23 protein-coding genes are annotated in these 24006 nt (G+C 68.5%); 14 read left to right on the top strand and 9 right to left on the bottom strand.

Annotated elements, in window-relative coordinates; translation table 11 throughout:
* Positions 1-28 precede the first annotated feature (28 nt).
* Positions 29-1024: a hypothetical protein gene (locus A5747_RS07235; RefSeq protein WP_076122971.1), complete on the top strand. Its 996-nt coding sequence runs from the start codon at positions 29-31 to the stop codon at positions 1022-1024.
* A gap of 160 nt (positions 1025-1184) precedes the next feature.
* Positions 1185-2615 (top strand): RNA polymerase sigma factor, encoded by a 1431-nt coding sequence (locus A5747_RS25215; protein ID WP_076122970.1) that lies wholly within the window; start codon positions 1185-1187, stop codon positions 2613-2615.
* Here A5747_RS25215 and A5747_RS07225 read toward each other — a convergent pair whose 3' ends face one another.
* Together A5747_RS07225 and A5747_RS07220 are read right to left on the bottom strand one after the other, a co-directional pair.
* Complete coding sequence (locus tag A5747_RS07225; protein WP_076122969.1) at positions 2616-3101, bottom strand: hypothetical protein; 486 nt, start codon at positions 3099-3101, stop codon at positions 2616-2618.
* Positions 3101-3670, bottom strand: coding sequence for a class I SAM-dependent methyltransferase (locus A5747_RS07220; protein WP_076122968.1), 570 nt, complete (start codon positions 3668-3670; stop codon positions 3101-3103). Before A5747_RS07220 ends, A5747_RS07225 begins: the two co-directional genes overlap by 1 nt.
* 57 nt (positions 3671-3727) lie before the next feature.
* On the opposite strand from A5747_RS07220, the gene A5747_RS07215 reads away from it, so the two are divergent.
* Positions 3728-5119 carry a DNA polymerase IV gene (locus A5747_RS07215; protein WP_198938145.1) on the top strand — a complete coding sequence of 464 codons (1392 nt, stop codon included), beginning with the start codon at positions 3728-3730 and terminating at the stop codon, positions 5117-5119.
* On the opposite strand, the gene A5747_RS07210 is transcribed toward A5747_RS07215, so the two are convergent.
* Entirely contained in the window at positions 5084-6010 is a 927-nt protein-coding gene (locus A5747_RS07210; protein WP_076122982.1) for an asparaginase, read from the bottom strand. The two genes, A5747_RS07215 and A5747_RS07210, sit on opposite strands and share 36 nt — an antisense overlap.
* A gap of 48 nt (positions 6011-6058) precedes the next feature.
* Here A5747_RS07210 and lspA point away from each other — a divergent pair, with 48 nt between their 5' ends.
* Positions 6059-6652, top strand: coding sequence for a signal peptidase II (gene lspA, locus A5747_RS07205; RefSeq protein ID WP_139333435.1), 594 nt, complete (start codon positions 6059-6061; stop codon positions 6650-6652).
* The gene (locus tag A5747_RS07200) at positions 6652-7581 is read left to right on the top strand and encodes an RluA family pseudouridine synthase (RefSeq protein WP_142245477.1); all 930 of its coding nucleotides are present in this window, start codon (positions 6652-6654) and stop codon (positions 7579-7581) included. Before lspA ends, A5747_RS07200 begins: the two co-directional genes overlap by 1 nt.
* Positions 7582-7688: 107 nt before the next feature.
* Here the strand turns inward: A5747_RS07200 and A5747_RS07195 are convergent, their stop codons facing one another.
* On the bottom strand, positions 7689-8447 hold the full coding sequence (locus tag A5747_RS07195; RefSeq protein ID WP_076122966.1) for a class I SAM-dependent methyltransferase: 759 nt from the start codon (positions 8445-8447) through the stop codon (positions 7689-7691).
* Positions 8448-8534: 87 nt separating this feature from the next.
* Between A5747_RS07195 and A5747_RS24765 the strand changes: the two genes are divergently transcribed.
* On the top strand, positions 8535-9176 hold the full coding sequence (locus A5747_RS24765; RefSeq protein WP_142245476.1) for a hypothetical protein: 642 nt from the start codon (positions 8535-8537) through the stop codon (positions 9174-9176).
* A gap of 89 nt (positions 9177-9265) precedes the next feature.
* Here the strand turns inward: A5747_RS24765 and A5747_RS07190 are convergent, their stop codons facing one another.
* Positions 9266-9676, bottom strand: coding sequence for a group 1 truncated hemoglobin (locus tag A5747_RS07190; protein ID WP_076122965.1), 411 nt, complete (start codon positions 9674-9676; stop codon positions 9266-9268).
* Positions 9677-9851: 175 nt separating this feature from the next.
* Between A5747_RS07190 and A5747_RS07185 the strand changes: the two genes are divergently transcribed.
* The 4 genes from A5747_RS07185 (at position 9852) to dnaE (ending at position 15795) form a co-directional block, all read left to right on the top strand.
* Entirely contained in the window at positions 9852-10877 is a 1026-nt protein-coding gene (locus tag A5747_RS07185; protein ID WP_076122964.1) for an SDR family NAD(P)-dependent oxidoreductase, read from the top strand.
* Positions 10878-10881: 4 nt separating this feature from the next.
* Entirely contained in the window at positions 10882-11685 is an 804-nt protein-coding gene (locus A5747_RS07180) for an SDR family oxidoreductase (protein ID WP_076122963.1), read from the top strand.
* Positions 11685-12116, top strand: a complete 432-nt coding sequence (locus A5747_RS07175; protein WP_076061952.1) for an SRPBCC family protein — start codon at positions 11685-11687, stop codon at positions 12114-12116. The genes A5747_RS07180 and A5747_RS07175 overlap by 1 nt, the downstream gene beginning before the upstream one ends.
* A gap of 145 nt (positions 12117-12261) precedes the next feature.
* Positions 12262-15795 (top strand): DNA polymerase III subunit alpha, encoded by a 3534-nt coding sequence (gene dnaE, locus A5747_RS07170; RefSeq protein WP_076122962.1) that lies wholly within the window; start codon positions 12262-12264, stop codon positions 15793-15795.
* Here the strand turns inward: dnaE and A5747_RS07165 are convergent.
* Complete coding sequence (locus A5747_RS07165) at positions 15792-16370, bottom strand: TetR/AcrR family transcriptional regulator (protein ID WP_076122961.1); 579 nt, start codon at positions 16368-16370, stop codon at positions 15792-15794. The genes dnaE and A5747_RS07165 overlap by 4 nt on opposite strands.
* 185 nt (positions 16371-16555) lie before the next feature.
* Here A5747_RS07165 and A5747_RS07160 point away from each other — a divergent pair, with 185 nt between their 5' ends.
* Positions 16556-17464 (top strand): alcohol dehydrogenase catalytic domain-containing protein, encoded by a 909-nt coding sequence (locus A5747_RS07160; protein WP_369805017.1) that lies wholly within the window; start codon positions 16556-16558, stop codon positions 17462-17464.
* Here A5747_RS07160 and A5747_RS07155 read toward each other — a convergent pair.
* Together A5747_RS07155 and A5747_RS07150 are read right to left on the bottom strand one after the other, a co-directional pair.
* On the bottom strand, positions 17461-18405 hold the full coding sequence (locus A5747_RS07155) for an MBL fold metallo-hydrolase (protein WP_076122960.1): 945 nt from the start codon (positions 18403-18405) through the stop codon (positions 17461-17463). The two genes, A5747_RS07160 and A5747_RS07155, sit on opposite strands and share 4 nt — an antisense overlap.
* Positions 18402-18845 carry a PPOX class F420-dependent oxidoreductase gene (locus tag A5747_RS07150; protein WP_076122959.1) on the bottom strand — a complete coding sequence of 148 codons (444 nt, stop codon included), beginning with the start codon at positions 18843-18845 and terminating at the stop codon, positions 18402-18404. The genes A5747_RS07155 and A5747_RS07150 overlap by 4 nt, the downstream gene beginning before the upstream one ends.
* 60 nt (positions 18846-18905) lie before the next feature.
* On the opposite strand from A5747_RS07150, the gene A5747_RS07145 reads away from it, so the two are divergent.
* Positions 18906-19304 (top strand): MerR family transcriptional regulator, encoded by a 399-nt coding sequence (locus A5747_RS07145; protein ID WP_076122958.1) that lies wholly within the window; start codon positions 18906-18908, stop codon positions 19302-19304.
* On the opposite strand, the gene A5747_RS07140 is transcribed toward A5747_RS07145, so the two are convergent.
* The gene (locus A5747_RS07140) at positions 19292-20155 is read right to left on the bottom strand and encodes a class I SAM-dependent methyltransferase (RefSeq protein WP_076122957.1); all 864 of its coding nucleotides are present in this window, start codon (positions 20153-20155) and stop codon (positions 19292-19294) included. The genes A5747_RS07145 and A5747_RS07140 overlap by 13 nt on opposite strands.
* 131 nt (positions 20156-20286) lie before the next feature.
* Between A5747_RS07140 and fadD11 the strand changes: the two genes are divergently transcribed.
* Together fadD11 and A5747_RS07130 are read left to right on the top strand one after the other, a co-directional pair.
* Positions 20287-22122 carry a fatty acid--CoA ligase FadD11 gene (gene fadD11 / locus A5747_RS07135; RefSeq protein ID WP_076122956.1) on the top strand — a complete coding sequence of 612 codons (1836 nt, stop codon included), beginning with the start codon at positions 20287-20289 and terminating at the stop codon, positions 22120-22122.
* 11 nt (positions 22123-22133) lie between these two features.
* A complete protein-coding gene (locus A5747_RS07130; RefSeq protein WP_142245479.1) occupies positions 22134-24002 on the top strand; it encodes a lysophospholipid acyltransferase in 1869 nt (622 codons plus the stop codon).
* The last annotated feature ends 4 nt before the right edge of the window (positions 24003-24006 follow it).

Genomic DNA, 24006 nt, shown 5'->3' with positions numbered 1-24006 from the left:
GGCCGCGACCACAGTTAAGGAACAGGCCATGAGCACCATCGAAGACTCCCAGTCGGCTACCTTCAGGGCGGTCCCGCGCGACGACCTGACCGTCGCGGCTGCCCCGCACCAAGACCTGACCGTCGCCGCGAGCCCGCACGAGGACCTGACCGCCGCCGAGGCGTGGGCGTCGAGCCCGCTGGGCGATCCGGCGATCGAGGACGGATCTCTCCACACCCCCGCGCACGTCGAGGACCGCCTTACCGCGGAGTCCGAGGACGACCTCCCCGCGGAGCCCGCGCAGCGGCGATGGTGGGGAGCGAACGCGCTGGTGGTGGCGGCCGTGATCGCCGCGCTTGGATTGGTCGCCGGGTTCGGGGTGATGCTCGTCGCCGGGACGAGTCCGAAGCCCAAGCCGGCCGTCGTGGCTCCGAACTCCAGTGTCGGTTCGGTGGCGCCCCAGACGCCGAATGTGGCGCCACCGCCGCCGGTCGCCCCGGCGCCGGCCGCGGTCGTTCCCCCGGCCGACGCGGGTCCGGCGGGGCCGATCGTTCCCACCAACGTGAACGTTCCGGCTCCCGTCGTCACCGTGCAGGCGCCCCCGCCCGCCGACCCTGGCCCGCCTCCGGCCGACGGCCCGAGCGCGCCTCCGGTGATCGTGCCCATACCCATCCCGGTGCCCGTGTATCCGGATAACCCCAGCGGTGGCAACTCCGGCAGTGGCAACTCCGGTAGCGGCAACTCCGGTAGCGGCCAGTCCGGCAGCGGCAACTCAGGTGGCAAGCCCAGCGGCGGCAACTCCGGTAGCGGCCAGTCCGGTAGTGGCCAGTCGGGCAGCGGTCAGTCGGGTAGTGGCAATTCGGGTGGTGGCAAGCCGAGCGGCGGCAACTCGGGCAGCGGCCAGTCCGGTAGTGGCCAGTCGGGTAGTGGCAATTCCGGCGGTGGCAAGCCGATCGGCCCCAAGCCGGGTGGCGGCATTCCGGTGCAATCGGCGCCAACGCAGTGCCTGGCCTGCCACCAACTGCCCCCGCAGAACAAGAAGTAGTAGTAGCGGTGAAGGCCGGCCGGTATGTCCGGCCTTCACCGTGCTCTCCCGGAAGAAATCTGACTAACCAGCGCCAACTCAGCAAAATGCGCGCACACTTAGCGGATGGGCCGGGCCCCGCGCGATGGGTCCCCGGCGCCGGATTGGCTGGAGCAACGTCATGACCGCACTGCCCGACTGGAATATGGCAGGCGACGCCGAGCTGGCCGGCGCGGCCGTCGCGGGCGACCGCGCCGCCTTCGCCGGAATCTATGACCGCTACGCCGACCGGCTGCACGACTTCTGCGTCGGCATGGTGCGCGACCGCGACGCCGCCGCCGACTGCGTGCAGGAGGTGTTCTGCACTGCGGCGGCCCAACTGTCGACGCTGCGCGACCCCGACAAACTACGCCCCTGGCTCTACGCCATCGCACGCAACGAGGCCCTGCGGTGCCTCCGGCTGCGTCGCCGCGAAAACGTCTCCGACGAGCTGCCCGAGGCGCAGTCCTTCGATGCCGGCCCGGATACGCTCGCACGCCGCACCGAACTGGCCGACCTGGTCGCCGAGGCCGCCGGCGGTTTGTCCGACCGGGACCGCACGGTGCTGGAACTGAGTTATCGCCACGGCCTGGACGGGCCCGAACTGGCGGCCGCGCTCGACGTCAGCCCCGACAACGCCACCAAGCTGGTGTCGCGCATGCGTGACACGGTCGAACGGTCGCTGGGTGCCTTGCTGGTCGCCCGCCGCGCGCAGCGCAATCCCCAGGGCTGCCCGGAGCTCGGCGCGATCCTGGCGAATTGGGACGGCAAGTTCACCGTCCTCCTGCGCAAACGTGTGGCGCGGCACATCGACTACTGCAGCACCTGTGAGCGGAAGCGTCGCGACCTCGTCACCCCGGCCGCATTGCTTGGTGTGGCCCCGATATTCGTCGCGGCGCCCTGGTGGCTACGCGGACAGACCCTGACCAAGGTCCAGCTGACATCCGCCGACAGCCCCATGGGCGCGGACACCGGAGATTCGCACCCGGACGCGGCTACCGAAGCTCTCCACCAGCAGGGCGGCGCCGGCGCGGGTCAACCCGGCGCCGCGGCGAGCCGTCGCACCCGCCACATCCAGGCCGCCACGGTGCTGGCCGGCATCGTGTTCGTCGCCCTCGGATTGATGTTCCTGCTGCTGCACCACCAGAAAACCGCGGTGGCCCCGTCGGACGTCACGGTGAACACACCCCCGCCCGCCGGACCCAACACACCACCGGCGGCGATCACAGCGCCGCCGCCCCAAGCGCCGCCCCAAGCGCCGCCGCCGCAGCCGCACCCGAACAACCCGGGGCCGGTCAACCTGCCCCCGCAGCTGCCCGCCAACGCGCCGCCACCCGCGGCCGCGATTCCGAATTCGCCGCTCCCGCCGCAGGCCCCACCGCCGCCCGTCGTCGTGCCGGTGCCGCTGCCGGTTCCCCTCCCGCCGCCGGTGCGGGTCACACCCCCGAGCTACCCGGCCTCGCCGCCGACAACCACGACGACGATCCCCAAGCCGATCCCGCCGAGATACCCGCCGTCGTCGTCATCGCAGGTCCCCGTTCCCCCTCGGGGGCCGATCGGGCGCATCAACTGATCACGAACGCGAGCGCAGCGCGCGGTGGGCATGCGCCCAGAACGGCATGCCCGCTGCGACCGTCGCGCCTGTGGCGATGACGCCGATCGCGACGTCGACGCTCTCGCGCCCTTCGGTCGCCCAGTAGACGTCCTTGAGGTCCAGCAGCAGGGCCAGCTCGTCGACGATCAGTGCGTTGGCCGAGCCGAAAGCGACCGCGGCCGCCGGGTGGCGGCGTTGCTTCTCCGTCCCGCGCAGGCCGACCGCCGCCACCGTCGCCAGTAGCGCGATGCCGATGTTGTAGTGATGAAAGTGCTTGCCGCCCAGGCTGACACCGCCCCCCGAGGGACCGTGGCCCGCGCGGATCCAGTGGGTGAGGGCTCGCACCCCGACGAAAGTGACGGTGAACGACAACCACGCGAGAATCGTCGCCTGCTCACCGGGTTCCAGCCGCTCGTCCCACTGGTGGCGCAGCCGAGCCAGTCGCGATGACGGCGCATTTTCCATCAGGCGGCCTTGACCGCGCGCCAGCGCTGCCTGCCGGTGCCGACCTTGACGTCCACGTCGCGAAAACCCGCGGCGCGCAAGCGATCCGGCAGCGTCTCCGGCGGAATCGGATTGCAGGTGTCGCGGAAATGCAGGATCGAAAACACCACCGACGGCACGCCGTCGGTGCCGGCGAAGACGCCGCCGGGCCGGAGCACCCGGAACGCCTCGGCGAACAACCGGTCCTGCAATTCCGCGGTCGGGACATGATGCAGCATGGTGAACGACACCACCGAGCTGAACTCGTTGTCCGGCAAGCCTGTATCGGTGCCGTCGCCGTTGATGATGCGGGCCCGATCGCCGTAGAGCCGCTGCAGCCGCTGTGCTATCGGGGCATCGATCTCAACCGCGGTGAGATTTGGCGTCTTGTCGACCAGCACCCGTAGGAATGCGCCGTATCCGGGTCCGATCTCCAGCGTGTTGTCGCCCAGTTCCACGTCGGCGAGCACGGTCGGCAGCAGGTGGGTTTCCACTTCCTTCGCCCAGCGGTTCGAACTGCAGCACCACCTATGGCAGAGGTTCATGGCCATGTCACCGACGGTAGACCAACAGCCCCAATAGCATCGAGGGTTGTGGAGTCCCGCTGGGTGCTGCACCTGGACATGGACGCGTTCTTCGCCTCCGTCGAGCAACTCACCCGACCGACCCTGCGCGCGCGGCCGGTGTTGGTCGGCGGCTTGGGTGGGCGAGGCGTGGTGGCCGGCGCGAGCTATGAGGCGCGGGTGTTCGGCGCCAGGTCGGCCATGCCGATGCATCAGGCCCGCCGCCTGGTCGGCGTGACCGCGGTGGTGTTGCCGCCGCGCGGCGTGGTGTACGGGGTGGCCAGCCGGCGGGTCTTCGATGCCGTACGCAGCCTGGTGCCCGTCGTCGAGCAGCTGTCCGTCGACGAGGCCTTCGGTGAGCCGCCGCAGCTCGCCGGGGCGTCTGCCGACGACGTCGAGGCGTTCTGTGAGGACTTGCGGCGGCGGATTCGCGACGAGACGGGCCTGATCGCCTCGGTCGGCGCCGGCTCTGGCAAGCAGATCGCCAAGATCGCGTCCGGCCTCGCCAAACCCGACGGCGTCCGGGTGGTGCGGCGCGCCGAAGAACAACCGCTGCTCGGCGGGTTGCCGGTGCGCCGGCTGTGGGGCATCGGCCCGGTCGCCGAGGAGAAGCTGCACCGGCTCGGCATCGAAACGATCGGACAGCTCGCCGCGCTGACCGACGCCGAGGTCGCCAACATCCTGGGCGCGACGGTCGGCCCGGCGCTGCACCGCCTGGCCCGCGGCATCGACGACCGCCCGGTCGCCGAGCGCGCCGAGGCCAAGCAGATCAGCTCCGAGTCCACCTTCGCCGTCGACCTGACCAGCCTGGAGCAACTGCGCGACGCGATCGACCCGATCGCCGAGCATGCGCACCGACGCCTGCTGCGCGACGGCCGCGGCGCCCGCACCGTCACGGTGAAGCTGAAGAAGTCGGACATGAGCACGCTGACCCGCTCGGCGACGTTGCCCTACGCGACCACCGAGGCCGGCGCGCTGATCGCGGTGGCCCGGCGGCTGCTGCTCGATCCGCGCGACATCGGGCCCATTCGGCTTGTCGGCGTGGGGTTTTCGGGCCTCAGCGACGTGCGCCAGGAATCGTTGTTCCCCGACCTGGAGCTGTCGATGTCAGAGGAACACCCCGCAGAAACTCCAGAAACCGCGACCGAGGCGATGTTCGCGCCGCCCGACGAGCCCTCGCGCTGGCGCATCGGTGACGACGTCGCCCATCGCGAGCTCGGGCACGGTTGGGTGCAGGGCGCGGGCCACGGCGTTGTCACGGTGCGATTCGAGACCCGTGGCTCCGGCCCGGGCCAGGCCCGCACGTTTCCCGCCGACACCGACGAGCTCACCGGCGCCAACCCGGTCGACTCCCTGGACTGGCCGGACTATGTCGGCGCGCTGCAGGCCGCCGCTGAGGTGTCAGCCCCAGCGGTCGACGACGTCGGCGACGGGTAGCCCCGCGGCCAACGCGGCCATCAACAACACCCGGGCCTGGGCAGGTCGCAGCCGCGGCACCATCACCGCGCCGGCCGCCACCAGGTCGTGCCCCGGGCCGTACCCCGCGGCGACCCGCGCCCCGGCGACCCGCGTGGACACCGCGACCACGACGCCGTTGCGGCAATGGCGGCGCACGCCGTCGATCACAGCGGCGCCGGCGTTGCCGGAACCCAGCGCCTCCAGCACGACGGCGCGCGCCCCGGCTTCGACAAACGCGTCCAGCGCCACCGAGTCACTGCCCAGGTAGGCCGCGGCGATGTCGACCCGCGGCGCGTCCGCGGCGCTCAGATCACCGAGATACGGGCGCGCCTTGTCGCCCGTCAGCGCGGTGTCACCCGAGCTGCTGCCGAGCACCCGGCCGGCGAAGCCGCTGAGGTCGGCGGTGGCCACCTTGTGCAGGCCCAACGGCTGCAACACCCGGCCGGCGAACGACACGAGCACGCCCAGGCCACGGGCGGCCGGGCTGGTCGCCAGCGCCAGCGCGTCACGCAGATTGCCCGGGCCGTCGGCGTCGGGGGCGTCGGCGCTGCGCATGGCGCCGGTCAGCACGACCGGAACTGTGCCGTCGTAGGTGAGGTCCAGCCACAGCGCGGTCTCCTCGAGCGTGTCGGTGCCGTGCGTGATGACCACGCCGTCGGCGCCGCCGTCGACTGCGGCGCGCACCGCGGCGCGAATCCGATCCCAATCGGGCAGTGTCAGCTCCGAGCTGTCGACCGCCATCAGGTCGACGACGTCGACGTCCAGGCCGGAGGTCAGCGCTGACCCGCTGTGGCTGGGACGGCGCACGCCGTCGGCACCGGTGCTCGTCGATATCGTGCCGCCGGTGGCGACGACGGTGAGGCGGCCCATGGTGGGATCATCCCGCATGCGTTGTCGGCCTTAGGGGATGATGGGGGGGTGTCCGAGGAACCAACGGGAGACATTGACGACAGCGTGGAGCCCGCGGCCGGCGAGCAGCACAACCCCCCGCGGCGGCTGCGCCTGCTGCTGACGGTCGCGGCGGTGGTGCTGGTGCTGGACATCGTGACCAAGGTGCTCGCCGTCAAGCTGCTGCCCCCGGGCCAGCCCGTGTCGATCATCGGCGACACGGTCACCTGGACGCTGGTGCGCAACTCGGGGGCCGCGTTCTCCATGGCAACCGGATACACCTGGCTCCTGACGCTGATCGCGACCGGCGTCGTGGTGGGCATCTTCTGGATGGGCCGGCGGCTGGTGTCGCCCTGGTGGGCGGTGGGACTCGGGATGATCCTCGGCGGCGCGATGGGCAACCTGGTCGATCGCTTCTTCCGGGCACCCGGGCCGCTGCGCGGACACGTGGTGGACTTCCTGTCCGTCGGCTGGTGGCCGGTGTTCAACGTCGCCGACCCGTCGGTGGTCGGCGGCGCGATCCTGCTCGTCGCGCTGTCTATTTTCGGCTTCGACTTCGACACCGTGGGTCGGCGCAAGGCCGACGGGGAAACCGGCAGCCGGGCCAAGGCCGACCGGCGCTGATGGCATCCGAGCGATCGATGCCCGTTCCGGAAGGGCTGGCGGGCATGCGCGTCGATGCCGGGCTGGCGCGCCTGCTGGGACTGTCCCGCACCGCCGCGGCGGCCCTCGCCGAGGACGGCGGCGTCGAACTGGACGGCGTGCCGGCGGGAAAGTCCGACCGTCTGGCATCCGGCGCCTGGCTGCAGGTGCGCCTCCCGGATGCGCCGGCGCCGCCGGAGAACACGCCGGTCGACATCGAGGGCATGACGATTCTGTATTCCGACGACGACATCGTCGCGGTCGACAAGCCGGCCGCGGTGGCCGCGCACGCGTCGGTGGGCTGGACCGGGCCCACGGTGCTCGGCGGCCTGGCCGCCGCGGGTTACCGGATCACGACGTCGGGCGTGCCCGAGCGGCAGGGCATCGTGCATCGACTCGACGTCGGCACCTCCGGGGTGATGGTGGTGGCGATCTCCGAGCGCGCCTACACCGTGCTCAAGCGCGCGTTCAAACAACGCACGGTCGACAAGCGCTACCACGCACTGGTGCAGGGACATCCGGATCCGTCCAGCGGGACGATCGACGCGCCGATCGGCCGGCACCGCGGCGGCGAGTGGAAGTTCGCCGTGACGAAGGACGGCCGGCACAGCCTCACCCACTACGACACCGTCGAAGCGTTCGTCGCCGCCAGCCTGCTCGACGTTCATTTGGAAACCGGTCGCACCCATCAGATCCGAGTGCATTTCGCCGCGTTGCATCACCCGTGCTGCGGCGACCTGGTCTACGGCGCCGATCCGAAGCTTGCGAAAAGACTTGGGCTGGAACGTCAATGGCTGCATGCACGCTCTTTGGCATTCGCCCATCCGGCCGACGGCCGGCGCCTCGAGATCGTCAGCCCCTATCCGCCGGACTTGCAGCACGCGCTGGATGTGTTGCGCGACGAGGGCTGATCGGCGCTCAAACGCCCAACGGGATTCGCCGAGCCCGTAATTTTGCAGGCCCTGTCTCGCACTTCTTCTGCAGAATTACAGGCTCGGCGGGTGCGGAGACCCGAGTATCACCCCGACTTGCGGGCCTCGACTAGGACGCGGGTGGGGTGGGCGACGAAGGAGCCCTCGGTCTCGATGAGCTCGTTCAGTTCCCGGAGTCGCTCGCGATAGCGGTCGACGCTGAAATCCGGCACCGTCCAAACCACTTTGCGCAGGAAGTAGACAACCGCGCCGATGTCGAAGAACTCGGCGCGCAGCCGTTCCATGCGCACGTCGACGATCTCCAGACCCCCGGCTTGGATCTGCGAGCGGACGGCGTCCGGGTGAAATTCGGCCCATTTCTCCGGCTGCGGTCCGATGAAGTACTCGACCAGCTCGCCCATCGTGGCGGGTCCGATGTGCTGCGCGAAGTAGCTGCCCCCGGGCCGCAGCACCCGAGCGATCTCGGTCCACCACACCGAGACGGGGTGCCGGCTGGTCACCAGGTCGAACGACTCGTTGGCGAACGGCAACGGCGGCTCGTCGCGCATCGCCACGACCACCACGCCGAGCGGATGCAGCAGCTTGGTCGCGAGCGCGGCGTTCGGCGGCCACGTCTCGATAGCGGCCATCGTCGGCGGGAACGGCCTCGCACCGGCCAGCACCTCCCCGCCGCCGGTGTGAATGTCCAGCGCAGCCGAGACGGTCGCCAAGCGGTGGCTCAGCAGACGTTGATAGCCCCAGGACGGTCGTTCCTCGGTCGCGCGGCCGTCGAGCCACGAGAAATCCCAACCGTCGACCGATACCGAATCGGCTTCGGCCACCAGGTCGTCGAATGTGCGAGACATGCAAGGAATTCTCGCCACAAACGGGCCGCCCCGTCGATAGTCGGTGAGATTGCCGCCAGGGTCGTGCCCCACGGCGCAATCACAGCCATGACGGCAATCTCGCTGTGCCCGAGCGTTAACCGCGATCGTTTTGCGGTGAAATTCGTGGTGCCATACTTCTTGCCGTACTCGAAGGACGCAGAAGGGCATGTGATGACGCAGCCGCCGGACCACTCCGAGACAAGCTCGGCACAGGAGATAACCCGGAAAGCTGGCAGAACAAGAAGCGAAGTTATACGGGGTGTTCCCACCCGCGTTCACATTTTCGGCATTCCCACTCGACGCCTGACAACTAAAGAACGGGTAGAGCAGCTGTTACTTTGCGAAGCTGAAAACGAGTACTTACAAACAGGGAACACAGCGTCCCTCGTGTCGCTCCGGGATACCCTAGGCGCAGGTCAGCCTATTACCAACCGGGGCTGGGGCTTATTCAGTACCTTCTCAGACATAGTGCCGGAAAATGCGACCGCCGACGATGTTGAACGCTTGTATGAAGTGCGACGGAAAGTTCAGGAGGCGCGCGGGCGTGGGTTCGTCATAGTGGTCATTGTGGCGGCTCTGGTGGTCGCACCACTCGTCGGCATGCTGGTCCATCTGACGCCCGCCGATTTCTCCGCACTGATGGCACCGATTACCGGAATAGCGGGCACGGTCATCGGCTACTGGTTTGGCAACCGTGGTGGAGATTGATCGATAGCGGGGGCGTATCACGCCATTCCGCGCGTAACACGATGCGCCGAAGGGGACCAGGCGATCAACCCTGCCGTGGCGGCAGCCCCCTACACCTTGGCGGCGGTGCTCTCCCCGGACGCGATCTCGGGAGCCAGCGGTGCGACGGTGCCGAGTATCTCGGTCACCGTCGAAGGTGGCACTCCGGCGGCGGTCAGCGCGTCGGCCAGGTGCCCGGCCACCAGACCGAAGTGATACATGGTGATTCCACGGCCCCGGTGCACCTCTTTCATCGGTGCACCCGTGTAGGGCTCGGGCCCGCCGAGGGCGGCGGCGAAGAACTCGACCTGCTTGCCTTTGAGGCGGTTCATGTTCGATCCGGCGAAGAAGCCCGACAGTTGAGCATCGGCAAGCACCCGAACGTAGAAGTCCTCGACCACGACTTCGATCGCCTCGTGCCCGCCGATCCGGTCGTAGATGCTCGCCGGCTCGGGCTCGCGGAAGCGCGCCAGTAATCTCATGTCACCAGGTGATCATCGCGGCGTTGCCCGTCAGTTAGTGTGCGATCACACCCGGATTACTCGCTGTAACAAGCGGATTGCCGCTATCTCCGGTGCGCTTGCCCGCAATCTGCAGCCAATCGCCGAGCTATGTCCTAGGTTGGCTTTATGGCCTACGTCACAGGAGCGACGCCCGATGAATCTCGGTGACCTGACGAACTTGGTGGAAAAGCCGTTCGCGGCGGTCTCCAACATCATCAATACCCCCAACTCCGCCGGGCGATATCGGCCCTTCTATTTGCGCAATCTGCTCGACGCGGTGCAGGGCCGCACGCTCGAGGACGCGGTCGACGGCAAGACCATCCTCATCACCGGGGGATCGTCGGGCATCGGTGCGGCCGCGGCGAAGAAGATCGCGGAGGCGGGCGGGATCGTCGCGCTGGTCGCCCGCACGATGGAAAACCTGGAGAAGGTCGCCGACGAGATTCAGGGCGACGGCGGAACCGCTCACGTGTACTCGTGCGACCTGACCGACATGGACGCCATCGCGGGGATGGCCGATCGGGTGCTCGACGAGCTCGGCGGCGTCGACATCCTGGTCAACAATGCGGGCCGCTCCATCCGGCGCTCCCTGGAGCTGTCCTACGACCGCATCCACGACTACCAGCGGACCATGCAGCTCAACTACCTCGGCGCGGTCCAGCTCATCCTCAAGTTCATTCCGGGCATGCGCGAGCGCGGCTTCGGGCAGATCATCAACGTGTCCTCGGTCGGGGTGCAGACCCGCGCCCCGCGCTTCGGCGCCTACATCGCGAGCAAGGCGGCGCTGGACAGCCTGTGCGACGCGCTGCAGGCCGAAGTCGTCAACGACGACATCAAGTTCACCACCGTGCACATGGCGCTGGTGCGCACGCCGATGATCAGCCCCACCAAGATGTACGACAAGTTCCCGGCGCTGACACCGGATCAGGCCGCCGGCGTGATCACCGACGCCATCGTGCACCGGCCGCGACGGGCAAGTTCACCGTTCGGGCAGTTCGCCGCCCTCGCCGATGCGGTCAACCCCGCCGTCATGGACCTGGTGCGCAACCGCGCCTTCGGCATGTTCGAAGACTCCGACGCCGCCAAGGGCGGCGAATCCGCAACCGACACAAAGGATTCGAAGCAATTCGACAAACGGAGCGAGACGTTCGTGCGGGCGACGCGCGGGATCCATTGGTGACACTATGAGCCTTCCGAAACCCGACACCGACACCACCGTCGTCATCACCGGCGCCTCCTCCGGCATCGGCGCCGAACTGGCCCGCGGCCTGGCGCGCCGCGGCTTCCCGCTGTTGCTGGTCGCGCGCCGCCGCGAGCGGCTCGACGAACTCGCCAACGAGGTGGGCGCGGAGTACTCGGTCGCGGTCGAGGTGCTGCCGCTGGACCTCAGCGACCTCAAAGCCCGCACCAAATTGGCGAACCGGCTGAGCAGCGAGCCGATCGCCGGCCTGTGCAACAGCGCCGGTTTCGGCACCAGCGGCGTCTTCTACACGTTGCCGCTCGAACGGGAGAGCGAGGAGGTCACGCTCAACGCGTTGGCGTTGATGGAGCTCACCCACGCCGTCCTGCCCGGCATGGTGGAACGCGGGGCCGGGGCGGTGCTGAACATCGCGTCGATCGCGGGATTCCAGCCGATGCCCTTCATGGCGGTGTATTCGGCCACCAAGGCCTTCGTGCAGACGTTTTCCGAAGCCATCCACGAGGAGCTGCACGGCTCGGGCGTGTCGGTCACAGTGCTGTGCCCGGGACCGGTTCCCACCGAGTGGGCCGAGATCGCCAACGCCGAACGCTTCAGCCTTTCCATTGCGCAGGTCTCACCCTCCGACGTCGCCGAGGCCGCGATCGGTGGGATGCTTGCGGGCCGGCGCAGCGTCGTGCCGGGCGTCGTGCCGAAGGTGGTCAGTACCAGCGGCCGCTTCGCGCCACGCAGCCTGCTGCTGCCCGCGATCCGGATCGGCAACCGTTTTCGCGGGGGGCCCACCCGCTGATGGCCGCCGTTGACATGACCGCCGACATGCCGATGAGCCCGCAGGACATGTGGGATCACGTGTCGGATCTCTCGGACTTGGGCGAGTGGCTCGTCATGCACGAGGGCTGGCGCAGCGAGCTGCCCGACGAGATCGCCGAGGGCACCCAGATCGTGGGCGTGGCGCGGGCCAAGGGCATGCGCAATCGGGTGACCTGGACCGTGACGAAATGGGACCCGCCCCACGAGGTCGCGATGTCCGGTGCGGGCAAGGGCGGGACGAAATACGGTGTCACCCTCACCGTGCGGCCCACGAAGGACGGTTCCACCCTGGGCCTGCGTCTTGAGCTGGGCGGACGTCCGCTGTTCGGTCCGGTGGGATCGGCCGCGGCCCGCGCCGTCAAGGGCGACGTGCAGAAGTCGTTGCAGCTGTTCGTCGAGAAGTATGGGTGACGGCCGGCGACGACACGCTAGCCACGCCGCTCCGGCACGAAAACGCGCCGGCGAGGCATCCTGGACGGGTAGCCAGAAACGTCTTGAGACACACTTCCCCGACACGCCCGGATGCGTCGGTGCTCGGTCATAGACTGGCGTCCCTATGAACTCCTCCTTCGTGCACCTGCATAACCACACCGAGTACTCGATGCTGGACGGTGCCGCGAAGATCACGCCGATGCTCGCCGAGGCGGAACGGCTGGGAATGCCCGCGATCGGCATGACCGATCACGGAAACATGTTCGGCGCCAGCGAGTTCTACAACGCGGCGACGTCCGCCGGGATCAAGCCGATCATCGGCGTCGAGGCCTACATCGCGCCGGGTTCACGCTTCGACACCCGCCGGGTCACCTGGGGTGACCCCAGCCAGAAGTCCGACGACGTCTCCGGCAGCGGCTCCTACACGCACCTGACGATGGTGGCCGAGAACGCGACGGGGCTGCGCAACCTTTTCAAGCTGTCGTCGCTGGCCTCCTTCGAGGGCCAGCTGAGCAAGTGGTCGCGGATGGATGCCGAGCTGATCGCCGAGCACGCCGAAGGCATCATCATCACCACCGGCTGCCCCTCGGGGGAGGTGCAGACCCGGCTGCGGCTGGGCCAGGACCGCGAGGCGCTGGAGGCAGCCGCCCGGTGGCGCGAGATCGTGGGGCCCGACAACTACTTCCTCGAGCTGATGGACCACGGCCTGGAAATCGAGCGCCGGGTGCGCGACGGGTTGCTCGAAATCGGCCGCACGCTGGGCATCCCGCCGCTGGCCACCAACGACTGCCACTACGTCACCCGCGACGCCGCGCACAACCACGAGGCGTTGCTGTGCGTGCAGACCGGCAAGACGCTGTCGGATCCCAATCGGTTCAAGTTCGACGGCGACGGCTACTACCTGAAGTCGGCCGCCGAGATGCGCCAGATCTGGGACGACCAGGTGCCCGGCGCGTGCGACTCCACGCTGCTGATCGCCGAGCGGGTGCAGTCCTACGCCGACGTGTGGGCCCCGCGCGACCGGATGCCGGTCTTCCCGGTTCCCGACGGGCACGACCAAGCCTCCTGGCTGCGGCACGAGGTGGACGCCGGGCTGGCCCGCCGGTTTCCCGCCGGCGCCCCGGACGGTTACGAACAGCGGGCGGCCTACGAGATCGGCGTCATCTGCGACAAGGGCTTCCCGTCGTACTTCCTGATCGTCGCCGACCTGATCAACTACGCGCGCTCGGTGGGAATCCGGGTGGGCCCGGGCCGCGGCTCGGCCGCCGGATCGCTGGTCGCCTACGCCCTGGGCATCACCGACATCGACCCGATCCCGCACGGGCTGCTGTTCGAGCGGTTCCTCAACCCCGAACGCACCTCGATGCCCGACATCGACATCGACTTCGACGACCGCCGCCGCGGCGAGATGGTGCGCTACGCCGCCGACAAGTGGGGCTCGGACCGCGTCGCCCAGGTCATCACGTTCGGAACCATCAAAACCAAAGCGGCGCTGAAGGATTCGGCGCGGATCCACTACGGCCAGCCCGGCTTCGCGATCGCCGACCGGATCACCAAGGCGCTGCCGCCGGCGATCATGGCCAAGGACATTCCGCTGTCGGGCATCACCGACCCCAACCACGAGCGGTACAAGGAGGCCGCCGAGGTCCGCGGGCTGATCGAAACCGACCCCGACGTGCGCACCATCTATCAGACCGCCCGCGGCCTGGAGGGCCTGATCCGCAACGCCGGCGTACACGCCTGCGCGGTGATCATGAGCAGCGAGCCGCTGACCGATGCCATCCCGCTGTGGAAGCGGCCGCAGGACGGGGCCATCATCACCGGCTGGGACTACCCGTCGTGCGAGGCCATCGGCCTGCTGAAGATGGACTTCCTGGGCCTGCGCAACCTGACGATCATCGGCGACGCGATCGAGAACATCAAGGCCAACAAGGGAATTGACCTCGACCTGGAATCGGTGCCGCTCGATGACAAGGCCACCTACGAGCTGCTGGGCCGCGGCGAGACCCTGGGCGTGTTCCAGCTCGACGGCGGGCCGATGCGCGACCTGCTGCGCCGCATGCAACCAACCGGGTTCGAAGACGTCGTCGCCGTCATCGCGCTGTACCGGCCCGGCCCGATGGGCCAGAACGCGCACAACGACTACGCCGACCGCAAGAACGGCCGCCAGGCGATCCGGCCCATTCACCCCGAGCTGGCCGAACCGCTCGAAGAGATCCTGGCCGAGACCTACGGCCTGATCGTCTACCAAGAGCAGATCATGCGCATCGCGCAGAAGGTGGCCGGCTACTCGCTGGCCCGAGCCGACATTCTGCGCAAGGCGATGGGTAAGAAGAAGCGCGAGGTGCTCGACAAGGAGTACGAGGGCTTCGCGGCGGGGATGCAGTCCAACGGGTTCTCCGCCGGAGCGATTAAAGCGTTGTGGGACACCATCCTTCCGTTCGCCGACTACGCATTCAACAAGTCACACGCCGCGGGCTACGGCATGGTCTCGTACTGGACCGCCTACCTCAAGGCCAACTATCCCGCCGAGTACATGGCCGGCCTGCTGACCTCGGTGGGCGACGACAAAGACAAGGCGGCCGTGTATCTGGCGGACTGCCGCAAGCTCGGGATCACGGTGTTGCCGCCCGACGTCAACGAGTCGGGTCTGAACTTTGCGTCGGTGGGCCAAGACATCCGCTACGGCTTGGGGGCGGTGCGCAACGTCGGGGCCAACGTCGTGACGTCGTTGATCGGCACCCGTTCGGACAAGGGCAAGTTCACCGATTTCTCGGATTACCTGAACAAGATCGACATTTCGGCGTGCAACAAGAAGGTCACCGAATCGCTGATCAAGGCGGGCGCGTTCGATTCGCTCGGGCATGCCCGCAAGGGCCTGTTCCTGGTCCACACCGACGCCGTCGACTCGGTGCTGGGCACCAAGAAGGCCGAGGCGATGGGGCAGTTCGACCTTTTCGGCGGGGGCGATGCCGGCACCACGGACGCGGTGTTCACCATCAAGGTGCCCGACGACGAGTGGGAGGACAAGCACAAGCTGGCGCTGGAACGCGAGATGCTGGGGCTGTACGTGTCCGGGCATCCGCTCAACCGGGTGGCGCACCTGCTGGCCGCGCAGGTCGACACCGCCATCCCGGCGATCCTCGACGGCGATATCCCCAATGAAACCCAGGTGCGGGTGGGCGGCATCCTCGCCTCGGTGAACCGGCGGGTCAACAAGAACGGAATGCCCTGGGCGTCAGCGCAATTGGAGGACCTCACCGGTGGCATCGAGGTGATGTTTTTCCCGCACGCGTATTCCGCCTACGGCGGCGACATCGTCGACGACGCGGTGGTGCTGGTCAACGCCAAGGTCGCGATCCGCGACGACCGGATCGCGCTGATCGCCAACGACCTTGTGGTGCCCGACTTTTCGAACGCCCAGCCGGACCGGCCGCTGGCGGTCAGCCTGCCCACCCGGCAGTGCACGCTGGACAAGGTGAGCGCGCTCAAGCAGGTGTTGGCCCGGCACCCGGGGACCTCGCAGGTGCATCTGCGGCTCATTAGCGGGGATCGCATCACGACGCTCGAGCTGGACGCCTCGCTGCGGGTGACCCCCTCGCCGGCGCTGATGGGCGACCTCAAGGAGCTGCTCGGCCCGGGCTGCCTGGGGGGCTAGGACGGCAGGGCGCGCTCGACGATCTGCGTGAGCTCCGCGGCCACCTGATCCAGCGGCTCGATGCTGCGCTGAGCGCGGCACATGGCCACGGTTCCTTCGACGGCCGCGACGATCAGGGTCGCGATGCGCTCGGCCTCCGGCGCGTTCACACCGTGCTCGCGCATCGATTCCGCCAGCAGCGCTGTCCAATGGCCGAAGGCAACGGCTGCGGCGTCGCGAGGTGCGGTCTGCCCGTCGGGCAGATCTTCAACCGAAACCGCGAGAACCGGACAGCCGGCGTGAAACTCACTGTTCAGCACCACGTTTCGCCACATTCGTAGAAATTCCTGCAGTCCGGCAACCGGGCCGGCCCGCAGCTCTTTGGTCAGAATGCGGACGGTGAGGTCGTCTGCCCATTGCACCGCCTCGGCGGCCAGGTCGTATTTCCCGCCGGGGAAGTAGTGGTACGTCGAACCGAGCGGGGCGCTGGTGTGCTTGGCCAGCTCTCGCACGCTGGTGGCGTTGAGCCCGCGCCGGCTGATCATGTCGGCGGCGCCGACCACCATGCGTTCGCGGGCGACAGAGTTCTCCGGCATGCCGACCTCCTTGCTATAACGTCCGTTATAACATACGGTGAACTGCTATAACGAGCGTTATAGCGAGGAGGTTCCGTGCGAAGTCTGATGTTCGTCGCCCCTGGGCAACTCCGTTTCGATGATGTCGATGATCCGACGATCCTCGCGCCGTCCGACGCGCTGGTGCGCCCGCTCGCGGCCACGACCTGCGACCTCGATCACCACGTCGTCGCCGACAAGACCCCGTTCTCGGGCTGGGGCCGTTCCCGCTCGGCCACGAGTGCGTCGGCACCCTCGTCGAGCTCGGCCCCGACTGCACCGACATCAGCGTCGGGGACGTCGTCGGCGTGGCCTGGCACATCGCGTGCGGCACCTGCGCGCAATGCCGACTCGGGCACCCCGCCCGCTGCCTGCGCCACGGCGACGCCCAGTTCGGTCTTCCGGTCAACGGGTTCTGGGGCGGAACGTTTTCCGAGCTGATCCGCGTGCCCTACGCCGACTACAACCTCGCGCCGTTACCGGCCGGCATCGACCCGATACACCTGGCGTCGATCGGCGACAACCTCGCCCTGGGCTGGGAAACGGTCATGCCGACCATCGCCGGGATCGACGACCCGCAGGTCGCCGTCTTCGGCGGAACGGGATCGATCGGCCTGTACTGCGTCGACGTCGCCGTCCACTGCGCCGGCGCGCGCACCGTGTACTACGACGACGATTCCACCCGCATGGCCGTCGCCGAAAAGCTCGGTGCGGAGGTGTGCGACGTCAACGGCAAGCGGGAGAAGGACTTTCACGTGGCGGTGGACGCGACGGCGGACCCCGACCGCCTGCGAAAGGCCCTGCTCTCCGTCGTGCCCGAGGGCCACGTCAACAGCGTGGGCATCTACTTTCAAGATGTGACGCTGCCGCTGTTGCAGCTGTACCTGCGCGGCGTCCACTTCCACAACGGCAAGGGCCAAGCCCGGCCGAACATGACGCCCACGCTCGACGCTGTCGCTGCGGGGACGCTGCACCCCGAGCTAATCACCAGCGGGATCTACGCCTGGGACGACATCCCCGGCGTCCTGACTTCGGACACCCCCGGCCACAAGCCCATCTTCGTCCTGGACAGCTAGGTCGGGAGCTGCAGCGCCGCTTGGTGGTCGTGGGTGGGGATGATCCTCACCGCATGCCGTGCGAGATGAAGTCGCTGCAGTGTTCGGAAGGTCTGCTCGCGGTCCTCGTCCACCAAAACGCCGGGGTAGCTTGACTTTTGCCGGACCTTCTCGATCTGCAAGTGGTGCCACGCCGCGTCGCCGGCGATCAGGATCCATCCCTGCCCGGTATGGACGAGCACACCGATGCTGCCCGGCGTATGTCCGGCCAGGTCCACCAGGATGACCGAACTGTCCCCGAACAGGTCGCGGCTGCTGCCGAAGGTCAGCACCGGCGGACCGTCCAGCTCGTATTCGATGACGGGCCGATCGCGCAGCGAGTCGCGGACGCCGCCGACGGGGGCGACGGGCCCGGAACCGATCCACTCCGTTTCGACGCGGTGCAGGTGGACAGGCAGGTCGGGCATATCCAGCAGCCCGGACACGTGGTCCCAGTGGGCGTGCGTGGGCAACGCGAAATCCAGTCGAGGCGTTTCGGGCAGCCCGGTCAGGGCCGTGATCGTGGGGATGGTGTCGGCGGGCGGGCGGACCACGGCGCGCAGGACCGCGGGCAGCTGGGCGATCGCCCGGTGCTCGACGTCGAGGCACACCGCGGGATCGACGATGAACGTTGCCTCCGGATGCGTGACGACGAACGACGTCAGCGAGTTCTCGATGCGGGCGGGCTTCCACGTGCCCTCGACGATCGCGGCGGTCGGCACCAAACGCGGCACTTGCGGCAGCGCCCGCACGCTCACGGTGCCCCGGGGATCCGGCAGGCCCGCGTCGACGACGCTACGGACGAAGCGCCGATCGAGGCGCCGCGGCCGCACCAGGCCACGGACGAGTCCGGCAGCGGCGCTGCAGCATTGGAGAACGCTGGGGGAGCGGACGGGGTCGGGCACCAGTGTCGTGGGTGTCATGCCGGATCCACCCGGACGATGGCGCTGTCCGCCCACACTCCGCGGTCACGCGCGCGGCGCAGTTTCTCGCGCAGGCACAGGTCCTGGTGGACGTTCGTCACTCCGGGCACCTTGATCAGCGGCACGATGTTCCACTGCCAGCCATACCGCCGGTGCAGCGCCCGGTTGGCCCGCTCGGCGTCGGCGCCGCACAGGATGGTGGCCCGGCCCGCGACCGTCGTCGCGCCGCGGCGCACCCGGCCCCGGTAGTCGCACGCGGCGAGTTCGACCTCGCGGCGCGCGGCCAGCCGCCGGGTCTTCGGGCCTACCTTCGTCCGGAATACCAGCGCATCGCCGTCGAACCCGAACCAGATCGGGGTGTCCACGGGCGTGCCGTCGCGGCGAAACGATCGGAGCAGGGCGTAGCGGGCGGCGCTCAGTTCGGCGAGGGGGTGATCCATGGACACAGTCAACAACTTAGAGTTGACTCTAAGTCAAGCATGGAATTCTCGGGAGGACGGATGGGCGCACGCCTGACGATCGGCGAGGTCGCGCGCCAGGCCGGGGTCGCCGCGACCACGCTGCGCTACTACGAGCGCATCGGGCTGGTGCCGGCGCCGACGCGGCTGGGCGGTCAGCGCCGCTACGACGACGCGGTGCTGGCCCGGCTCGAGGTGATCGGGCTCTGCAAGTCCGCCGGGTTCGCTCTCGAGGAGATCCAGGTGCTGTTCGCCGATGACGCCCCGGGACGCCCCGCCAGCCGCGCGCTGGCCGAGGCCAAGCTCGCCGAAATCGATGCGCAGATGGCGTCGCTGGCCCGGGCTCGTGCCGTCATCGAATGGGGAATGCGCTGTACGTGCCCGTCGATCGACGCCTGCACGTGCGGCATTCACAGCCCGCTGGAGACTCAGAACTTGTAGCGCAGGATGCGGGCCTTGCGGGCGAATGCCGCGAACTTGCCGGATACCTTGGTAGCCAACCGAATCCAGCCCGGAAACACGTCGACCTCGGGCGCGTGTGCCAGGCTGGCCTCTTCGACCAGCGTCAGGCGTGGATTCCATATCTGTGGCACCCGGGCGTCCTTGAACCCCGGATAGCCCCACTGGGCGCCGACGCTGCTGAACATCTGCTGCGGGGCCAGCTTGACCGCCAGCCGGCTGAACCAGCCGATGCGCCCGTAGTCGTTGAAGGCCAGCTCCCCGGACGTGAAGTGCTCGGTGACGCGGTGAAAGACACCGGCGATCACCGGCTCGGACAGGAACGCGAACAGCCCGTCGGCGATCACCATCGTGGGCCGGCCGCCCGGGATGGCGTTGGGCCAGCTGTCATCGGCCACCGATGCGGTGACCGAGTGGGCCCGCTGGTGGGGCGGCATCAGCCGGTCACGCAACGCGATGACGCCCGCCAGGTCGACGCTGTACCAATCGACCGCGGCCGGCGGGTCCACCCGGAACAGGCCCGTGTCCAAACCCGCGCCGAGGTCCACCACGACGGCGTTGGGGTGCGCGGCGGTGAAGGCCCGCACTCGGTCGTCGAGCATCTTCGCGCGCAGGGACGCCTGGCATACCACGCTCATGGGCACGCCGAGCCCGTCGAAGTCGTAGTCGATCCTTCTCACGATGTCGTCGGCGAGCTCGTCGCGCAGGATCGATCGCGGCCTCCGGCCGTGCCGCGGCCATCGGTTGTCGAGCGCCCGCGCGTACTGCGTCAGCAATGCGGTCTGCTCCAGCGGCGAGAGGTCGCTGACGTCAACGCCTCGATCGGGCCGCATGATCGACAACGTACTCGGTGCCGCTGACCGGCGACGTTGGCGCGCCGGAGAAATCGCGCAACCTATTCCGCGCCCGGCGATCGCGGACGTACGCTCACGAAGGGCAGCGCCGACGCAAAAGGAGAACGCACATGACGACACCCGAGCGTCCGGCCACGGTGTGCGAGGCGTTCCAGCGCACCGCGTCCATCGATCCCGACGCCGTCGCGCTGCGCACGCCGGGTGACACCCAGACGCTGACGTGGCGGGAGCTCGCGGAGCAGGTGCGCAAGGTCGCCGCGGGCCTGGCGGGTCTGGGAGTCCGGCGCGGCGACACGGTTTCACTGATGATGGCCAACCGGATCGAGTTCTACCCACTCGAAATCGGCGCCCAACACGTCGGTGCCACTTCGTTTTCCGTATACAACACGCTGCCCGCCGAGCAGCTCACATACCTGTTCGGCAACGCCGGCACCAAAGTCGCGATCTGCGAGGAGCAATACGTGGACCGCATTCGCGCCAGCGGCGCGGACATCGAGCACATCGTCTGCATCGACGGTTCGCCGCCCGGCACCATCTCGGTGGACGAGCTGTATGCCGCCGCGCCAGCCGATTTCGACTTCGAGTCCACCTGGCGGGCGGTGCGGCCCGACGACGTCGCCACGCTGATCTACACCTCGGGGACCACCGGAAACCCCAAGGGCGTGGAGATGACCCACACCAATCTGCTGTTCGAGCTGTTCGCCCTCTACACCGTCCTGCCGGTCGGCTTCGGCGAGCGGGTCACGTCGTTCCTGCCGTCGGCGCACATCGCCGACAGGGTGATGGCGCTCTACGGGCTGGAGGTGTTCGGCTCCCGGGTGACGGTGATCTCCGACGTGAAGGCCATCGCCGCCGCGCTGCCCGACGCGCGACCCACGGTATGGGGCGCGGTGCCGCGGGTGTGGGAAAAGCTCAAGGCTGCAATCGAATTCACCGTCAGCCACGAGACCGACGAAGTCAAGCGGCAGGTGTTGCAATGGGCGATGTCGGTGGCGGCCAAGCGCGCCGACGCCGAACTGGCCGGCCAGCCCATGCCCGACGACGTAGCCGCCGAGTGGGCCAAGGCCGACGAGCTGGTGCTGTCGAAACTGCGCGAACGGCTCGGCTTCGGCGAGCTGCGCTGGGCGGTGTCGGGCGCGGCCCCGATACCCAGGGAGACACTGGCGTTCTTCCTCGGCATCGGCATTCCGATCGCCGAGCTCTGGGGGATGTCGGAGCTGAGTTGCGTTGCCAGCGTGAGCCATCCGAGCGTCGCCCGGCTGGGCACCGTCGGCAAGCTGCTTCCGGGGCTGGAGGGCAAGATCGCCGAGGACGGCGAGTACCTGATCCGCGGCCCGCTGGTGATGAAGGGCTACCGCAAGGAACCCGCGAAGACCGCCGAGGCGATCGACGCCGAGGGCTGGCTGCACACCGGCGACATCCTCGAGGTCGACGACGACGGCTACCTGCGCATCGTGGACCGCAAGAAGGAATTGATCATCAACGCGGCCGGAAAGAACATGTCCCCGGCCAACATTGAGAACGCCATCCTGGCCGCCTGCCCGATGGTCGGCGCCATGATCACGATCGGCGACGGGCGACCGTACAACGCCGCGCTGATGGTCTTCGACGCCGAATCGGTCGGACCGTACGCCGCCCAGCATGGGCTTTCCGACGCCTCGCCCGAAGCCCTGGCGGCCCACCCGGAGGTCATCGCCCGGATCGCCGCCGGGGTGGCCGCGGGCAACGCCAAACTCTCGCGGGTCGAACAGATCAAGCGCTTCCGGGTGCTGCCGACGTTATGGGAGCCCGGCGGCGACGAGATCACGCTGACGATGAAGCTGAAGCGCAAACCGATCATGGCCAAGTACGCCGCCGAGATCGAGGAACTCTACGCGCCCGAACCACCTGCGGAGGTTCACGAGCCCCGCGATCCCTCCGTGGCCGCAACGGTGCAACCGGCGTGAGCGGGGGACGGATGGCGACGGCGCGCGAGCTCGGCCGCGTCGGGGCGCGAAAGTTGCTACAACGCACCGGAATACTCGAAGAATCGGCGACGCCGTTGTCGACCGACGCGGCCGAGGTCGTTCAGCTGTTGGCCGCGCCGTGGTATGTCGAGCGCCTCGACAAGCTGGCCGACGAGCTCGGCCGCGACCCGGCCGGCGTGCGCGCGGAGGCCGCGGGCTACCTGCGCGAGATGTCGGCCTCGCTGGAGGAGCGGGCGGTACGGGCCTGGCGCAGCTTCTCCTGCTGGCTGATGCGGGCCTACGACATTCTCGTCGACGAGGATCAGATCGCGGCGCTGCGCAAGCTGGATCGCAAAGCGACGCTGGCATTTGCCTTTTCGCATCGCTCGTATCTGGACGGCATGCTGTTGCCGGAGGTGATCCAGGCCAACCGGCTCTCGCCCGCGCTGACGTTCGGCGGCGCGAACCTGAACTTCTTCCCGATGGGCGCCTGGGCCAAGCGCACCGGGGCGATCTTCATCCGGCGGCAGACCAAAGACATTCCCGTCTACCGCTTCGTGCTGCGCGCCTACGCCGCGCAGCTGGTGCAAAACCACGCCAACCTGACCTGGTCGATCGAAGGCGGCCGGACCAGGACCGGCAAGCTGCGGCCCCCGGTGTTCGGAATCCTGCGCTACATCAGCGACGCCGTCGACGAAATCGACGGTCCCGAGGTGTATTTGGTGCCGACCTCCATCGTGTATGACCAACTGCACGAGGTGGAGGCCATGACCACCGAGGCCTACGGCGCGACGAAGCGGCCCGAAGACTTCCGCTTCCTGATCCGGCTGGCCAGACAGCAAGGGGAGCGCCTGGGCCGCGCCTACCTGGATTTCGGCGAACCGCTGCCGCTGCGCAAGCGCCTCGAGGAATTGCGTGCCGAGGAATCCGGCGCCGGGACGGAGATCGAACGGATCGCGCTGGACGTCGAGCACCGGATCAACCGCGCCACGCCGGTCACGCCCACCGCGGTGGTGAGCCTCGCGTTGCTGGGTGCGGACCGGTCGCTGTCCATCAGCGAGGTGCTGGCCACCGTGCGGCCCCTGGCGAGCTACATCGCGGCGCGGAACTGGGCGGTGGCCGGCGCCGCCGACCTGACGAACCGCTCCACGATCCGGTGGACCCTGCACCAGCTGGTCGCCTCCGGCGTCGTCAGCGTCTACGACGCGGGCACCGAACCGGTCTGGGGCATCGGCGAGGACCAGCACCTGGTCGCCGCGTTCTACCGCAACACCGCCATCCACATCCTGGTCGACCGCGCCATCGCCGAGACCGCGCTGCTGGCCGCGTCGGAAATGTCGGAGGATGGCCTGGTCGCACCGGCGTCCGTGCGCGACGAGGCGCTGAGCCTTCGCGAGCTGCTCAAGTTCGAGTTCTTGTTCTCGGCCCGCGCGCAGTTCGAGAAGGACCTCGCCGACGAGGTACGCCTGATCGGGCCGGTGGAAGACACCACCAAGCCCGCGAGCTCGGCCCAGGTGCGGCGGCTGCTGGAGCGGGCGGACCTGCTGCTCGCGCATCTAGTGCTGCGCCCCTTCCTGGACGCGTACCACATCGTCGCCGACCGGCTGGCCTCCCACGAGGACGAATCGTTCGACGAGCAGGCGTTCCTCACCGAGTGCCTCGAGGTGGGCAAGCAGTGGGAGCTGCAGCGCCGCATCGCCAGCGCCGAGTCGAGGTCGATGGAGTTGTTCAAGACCGCGTTGCGCCTGGCGCGGCATCGCGAGCTGGTGGACGGCTTCGAGTACCCGGACATCGCGGAGCGGCGGCGGCAGTTCGCGGACGAGATCGCGACGGCCATCCGGCGGGTCAACGCCATCGCCGAGCTCGCCAGGACGCGCTAACGAG

Origin of the sequence: Mycobacterium sp. IS-836, assembly GCF_001954275.1 — a bacterium.
Classification (GTDB): domain Bacteria; phylum Actinomycetota; class Actinomycetes; order Mycobacteriales; family Mycobacteriaceae; genus Mycobacterium.
This window is presented reverse-complemented; position numbering and strand designations above follow the sequence as displayed.

Bases quoted from the DNA above. Each gene is read 5' to 3' on its own strand.
- A5747_RS07235 (WP_076122971.1), top strand. From the start codon at position 29: ATGAGCACCATCGAAGACTCCCAGTCGGCTACCTTCAGGGCGGTCCCG.
- A5747_RS25215 (WP_076122970.1), top strand. From the start codon at position 1,185: ATGACCGCACTGCCCGACTGGAATATGGCAGGCGACGCCGAGCTGGCC.
- A5747_RS07225 (WP_076122969.1), bottom strand. From the start codon at position 3,101: ATGGAAAATGCGCCGTCATCGCGACTGGCTCGGCTGCGCCACCAGTGG.
- A5747_RS07220 (WP_076122968.1), bottom strand. From the start codon at position 3,670: ATGGCCATGAACCTCTGCCATAGGTGGTGCTGCAGTTCGAACCGCTGG.
- A5747_RS07210 (WP_076122982.1), bottom strand. From the start codon at position 6,010: ATGGGCCGCCTCACCGTCGTCGCCACCGGCGGCACGATATCGACGAGC.
- A5747_RS07200 (WP_142245477.1), top strand. From the start codon at position 6,652: ATGGCATCCGAGCGATCGATGCCCGTTCCGGAAGGGCTGGCGGGCATG.
- A5747_RS07195 (WP_076122966.1), bottom strand. From the start codon at position 8,447: ATGTCTCGCACATTCGACGACCTGGTGGCCGAAGCCGATTCGGTATCG.
- A5747_RS24765 (WP_142245476.1), top strand. From the start codon at position 8,535: ATGACGGCAATCTCGCTGTGCCCGAGCGTTAACCGCGATCGTTTTGCG.
- A5747_RS07190 (WP_076122965.1), bottom strand. From the start codon at position 9,676: ATGAGATTACTGGCGCGCTTCCGCGAGCCCGAGCCGGCGAGCATCTAC.
- A5747_RS07185 (WP_076122964.1), top strand. From the start codon at position 9,852: ATGAATCTCGGTGACCTGACGAACTTGGTGGAAAAGCCGTTCGCGGCG.
- A5747_RS07180 (WP_076122963.1), top strand. From the start codon at position 10,882: ATGAGCCTTCCGAAACCCGACACCGACACCACCGTCGTCATCACCGGC.
- A5747_RS07175 (WP_076061952.1), top strand. From the start codon at position 11,685: ATGGCCGCCGTTGACATGACCGCCGACATGCCGATGAGCCCGCAGGAC.
- dnaE (WP_076122962.1), top strand. From the start codon at position 12,262: ATGAACTCCTCCTTCGTGCACCTGCATAACCACACCGAGTACTCGATG.
- A5747_RS07165 (WP_076122961.1), bottom strand. From the start codon at position 16,370: ATGCCGGAGAACTCTGTCGCCCGCGAACGCATGGTGGTCGGCGCCGCC.
- A5747_RS07155 (WP_076122960.1), bottom strand. From the start codon at position 18,405: ATGACACCCACGACACTGGTGCCCGACCCCGTCCGCTCCCCCAGCGTT.
- A5747_RS07150 (WP_076122959.1), bottom strand. From the start codon at position 18,845: ATGGATCACCCCCTCGCCGAACTGAGCGCCGCCCGCTACGCCCTGCTC.
- A5747_RS07145 (WP_076122958.1), top strand. From the start codon at position 18,906: ATGGGCGCACGCCTGACGATCGGCGAGGTCGCGCGCCAGGCCGGGGTC.
- A5747_RS07140 (WP_076122957.1), bottom strand. From the start codon at position 20,155: ATGCGGCCCGATCGAGGCGTTGACGTCAGCGACCTCTCGCCGCTGGAG.
- fadD11 (WP_076122956.1), top strand. From the start codon at position 20,287: ATGACGACACCCGAGCGTCCGGCCACGGTGTGCGAGGCGTTCCAGCGC.
- A5747_RS07130 (WP_142245479.1), top strand. From the start codon at position 22,134: ATGGCGACGGCGCGCGAGCTCGGCCGCGTCGGGGCGCGAAAGTTGCTA.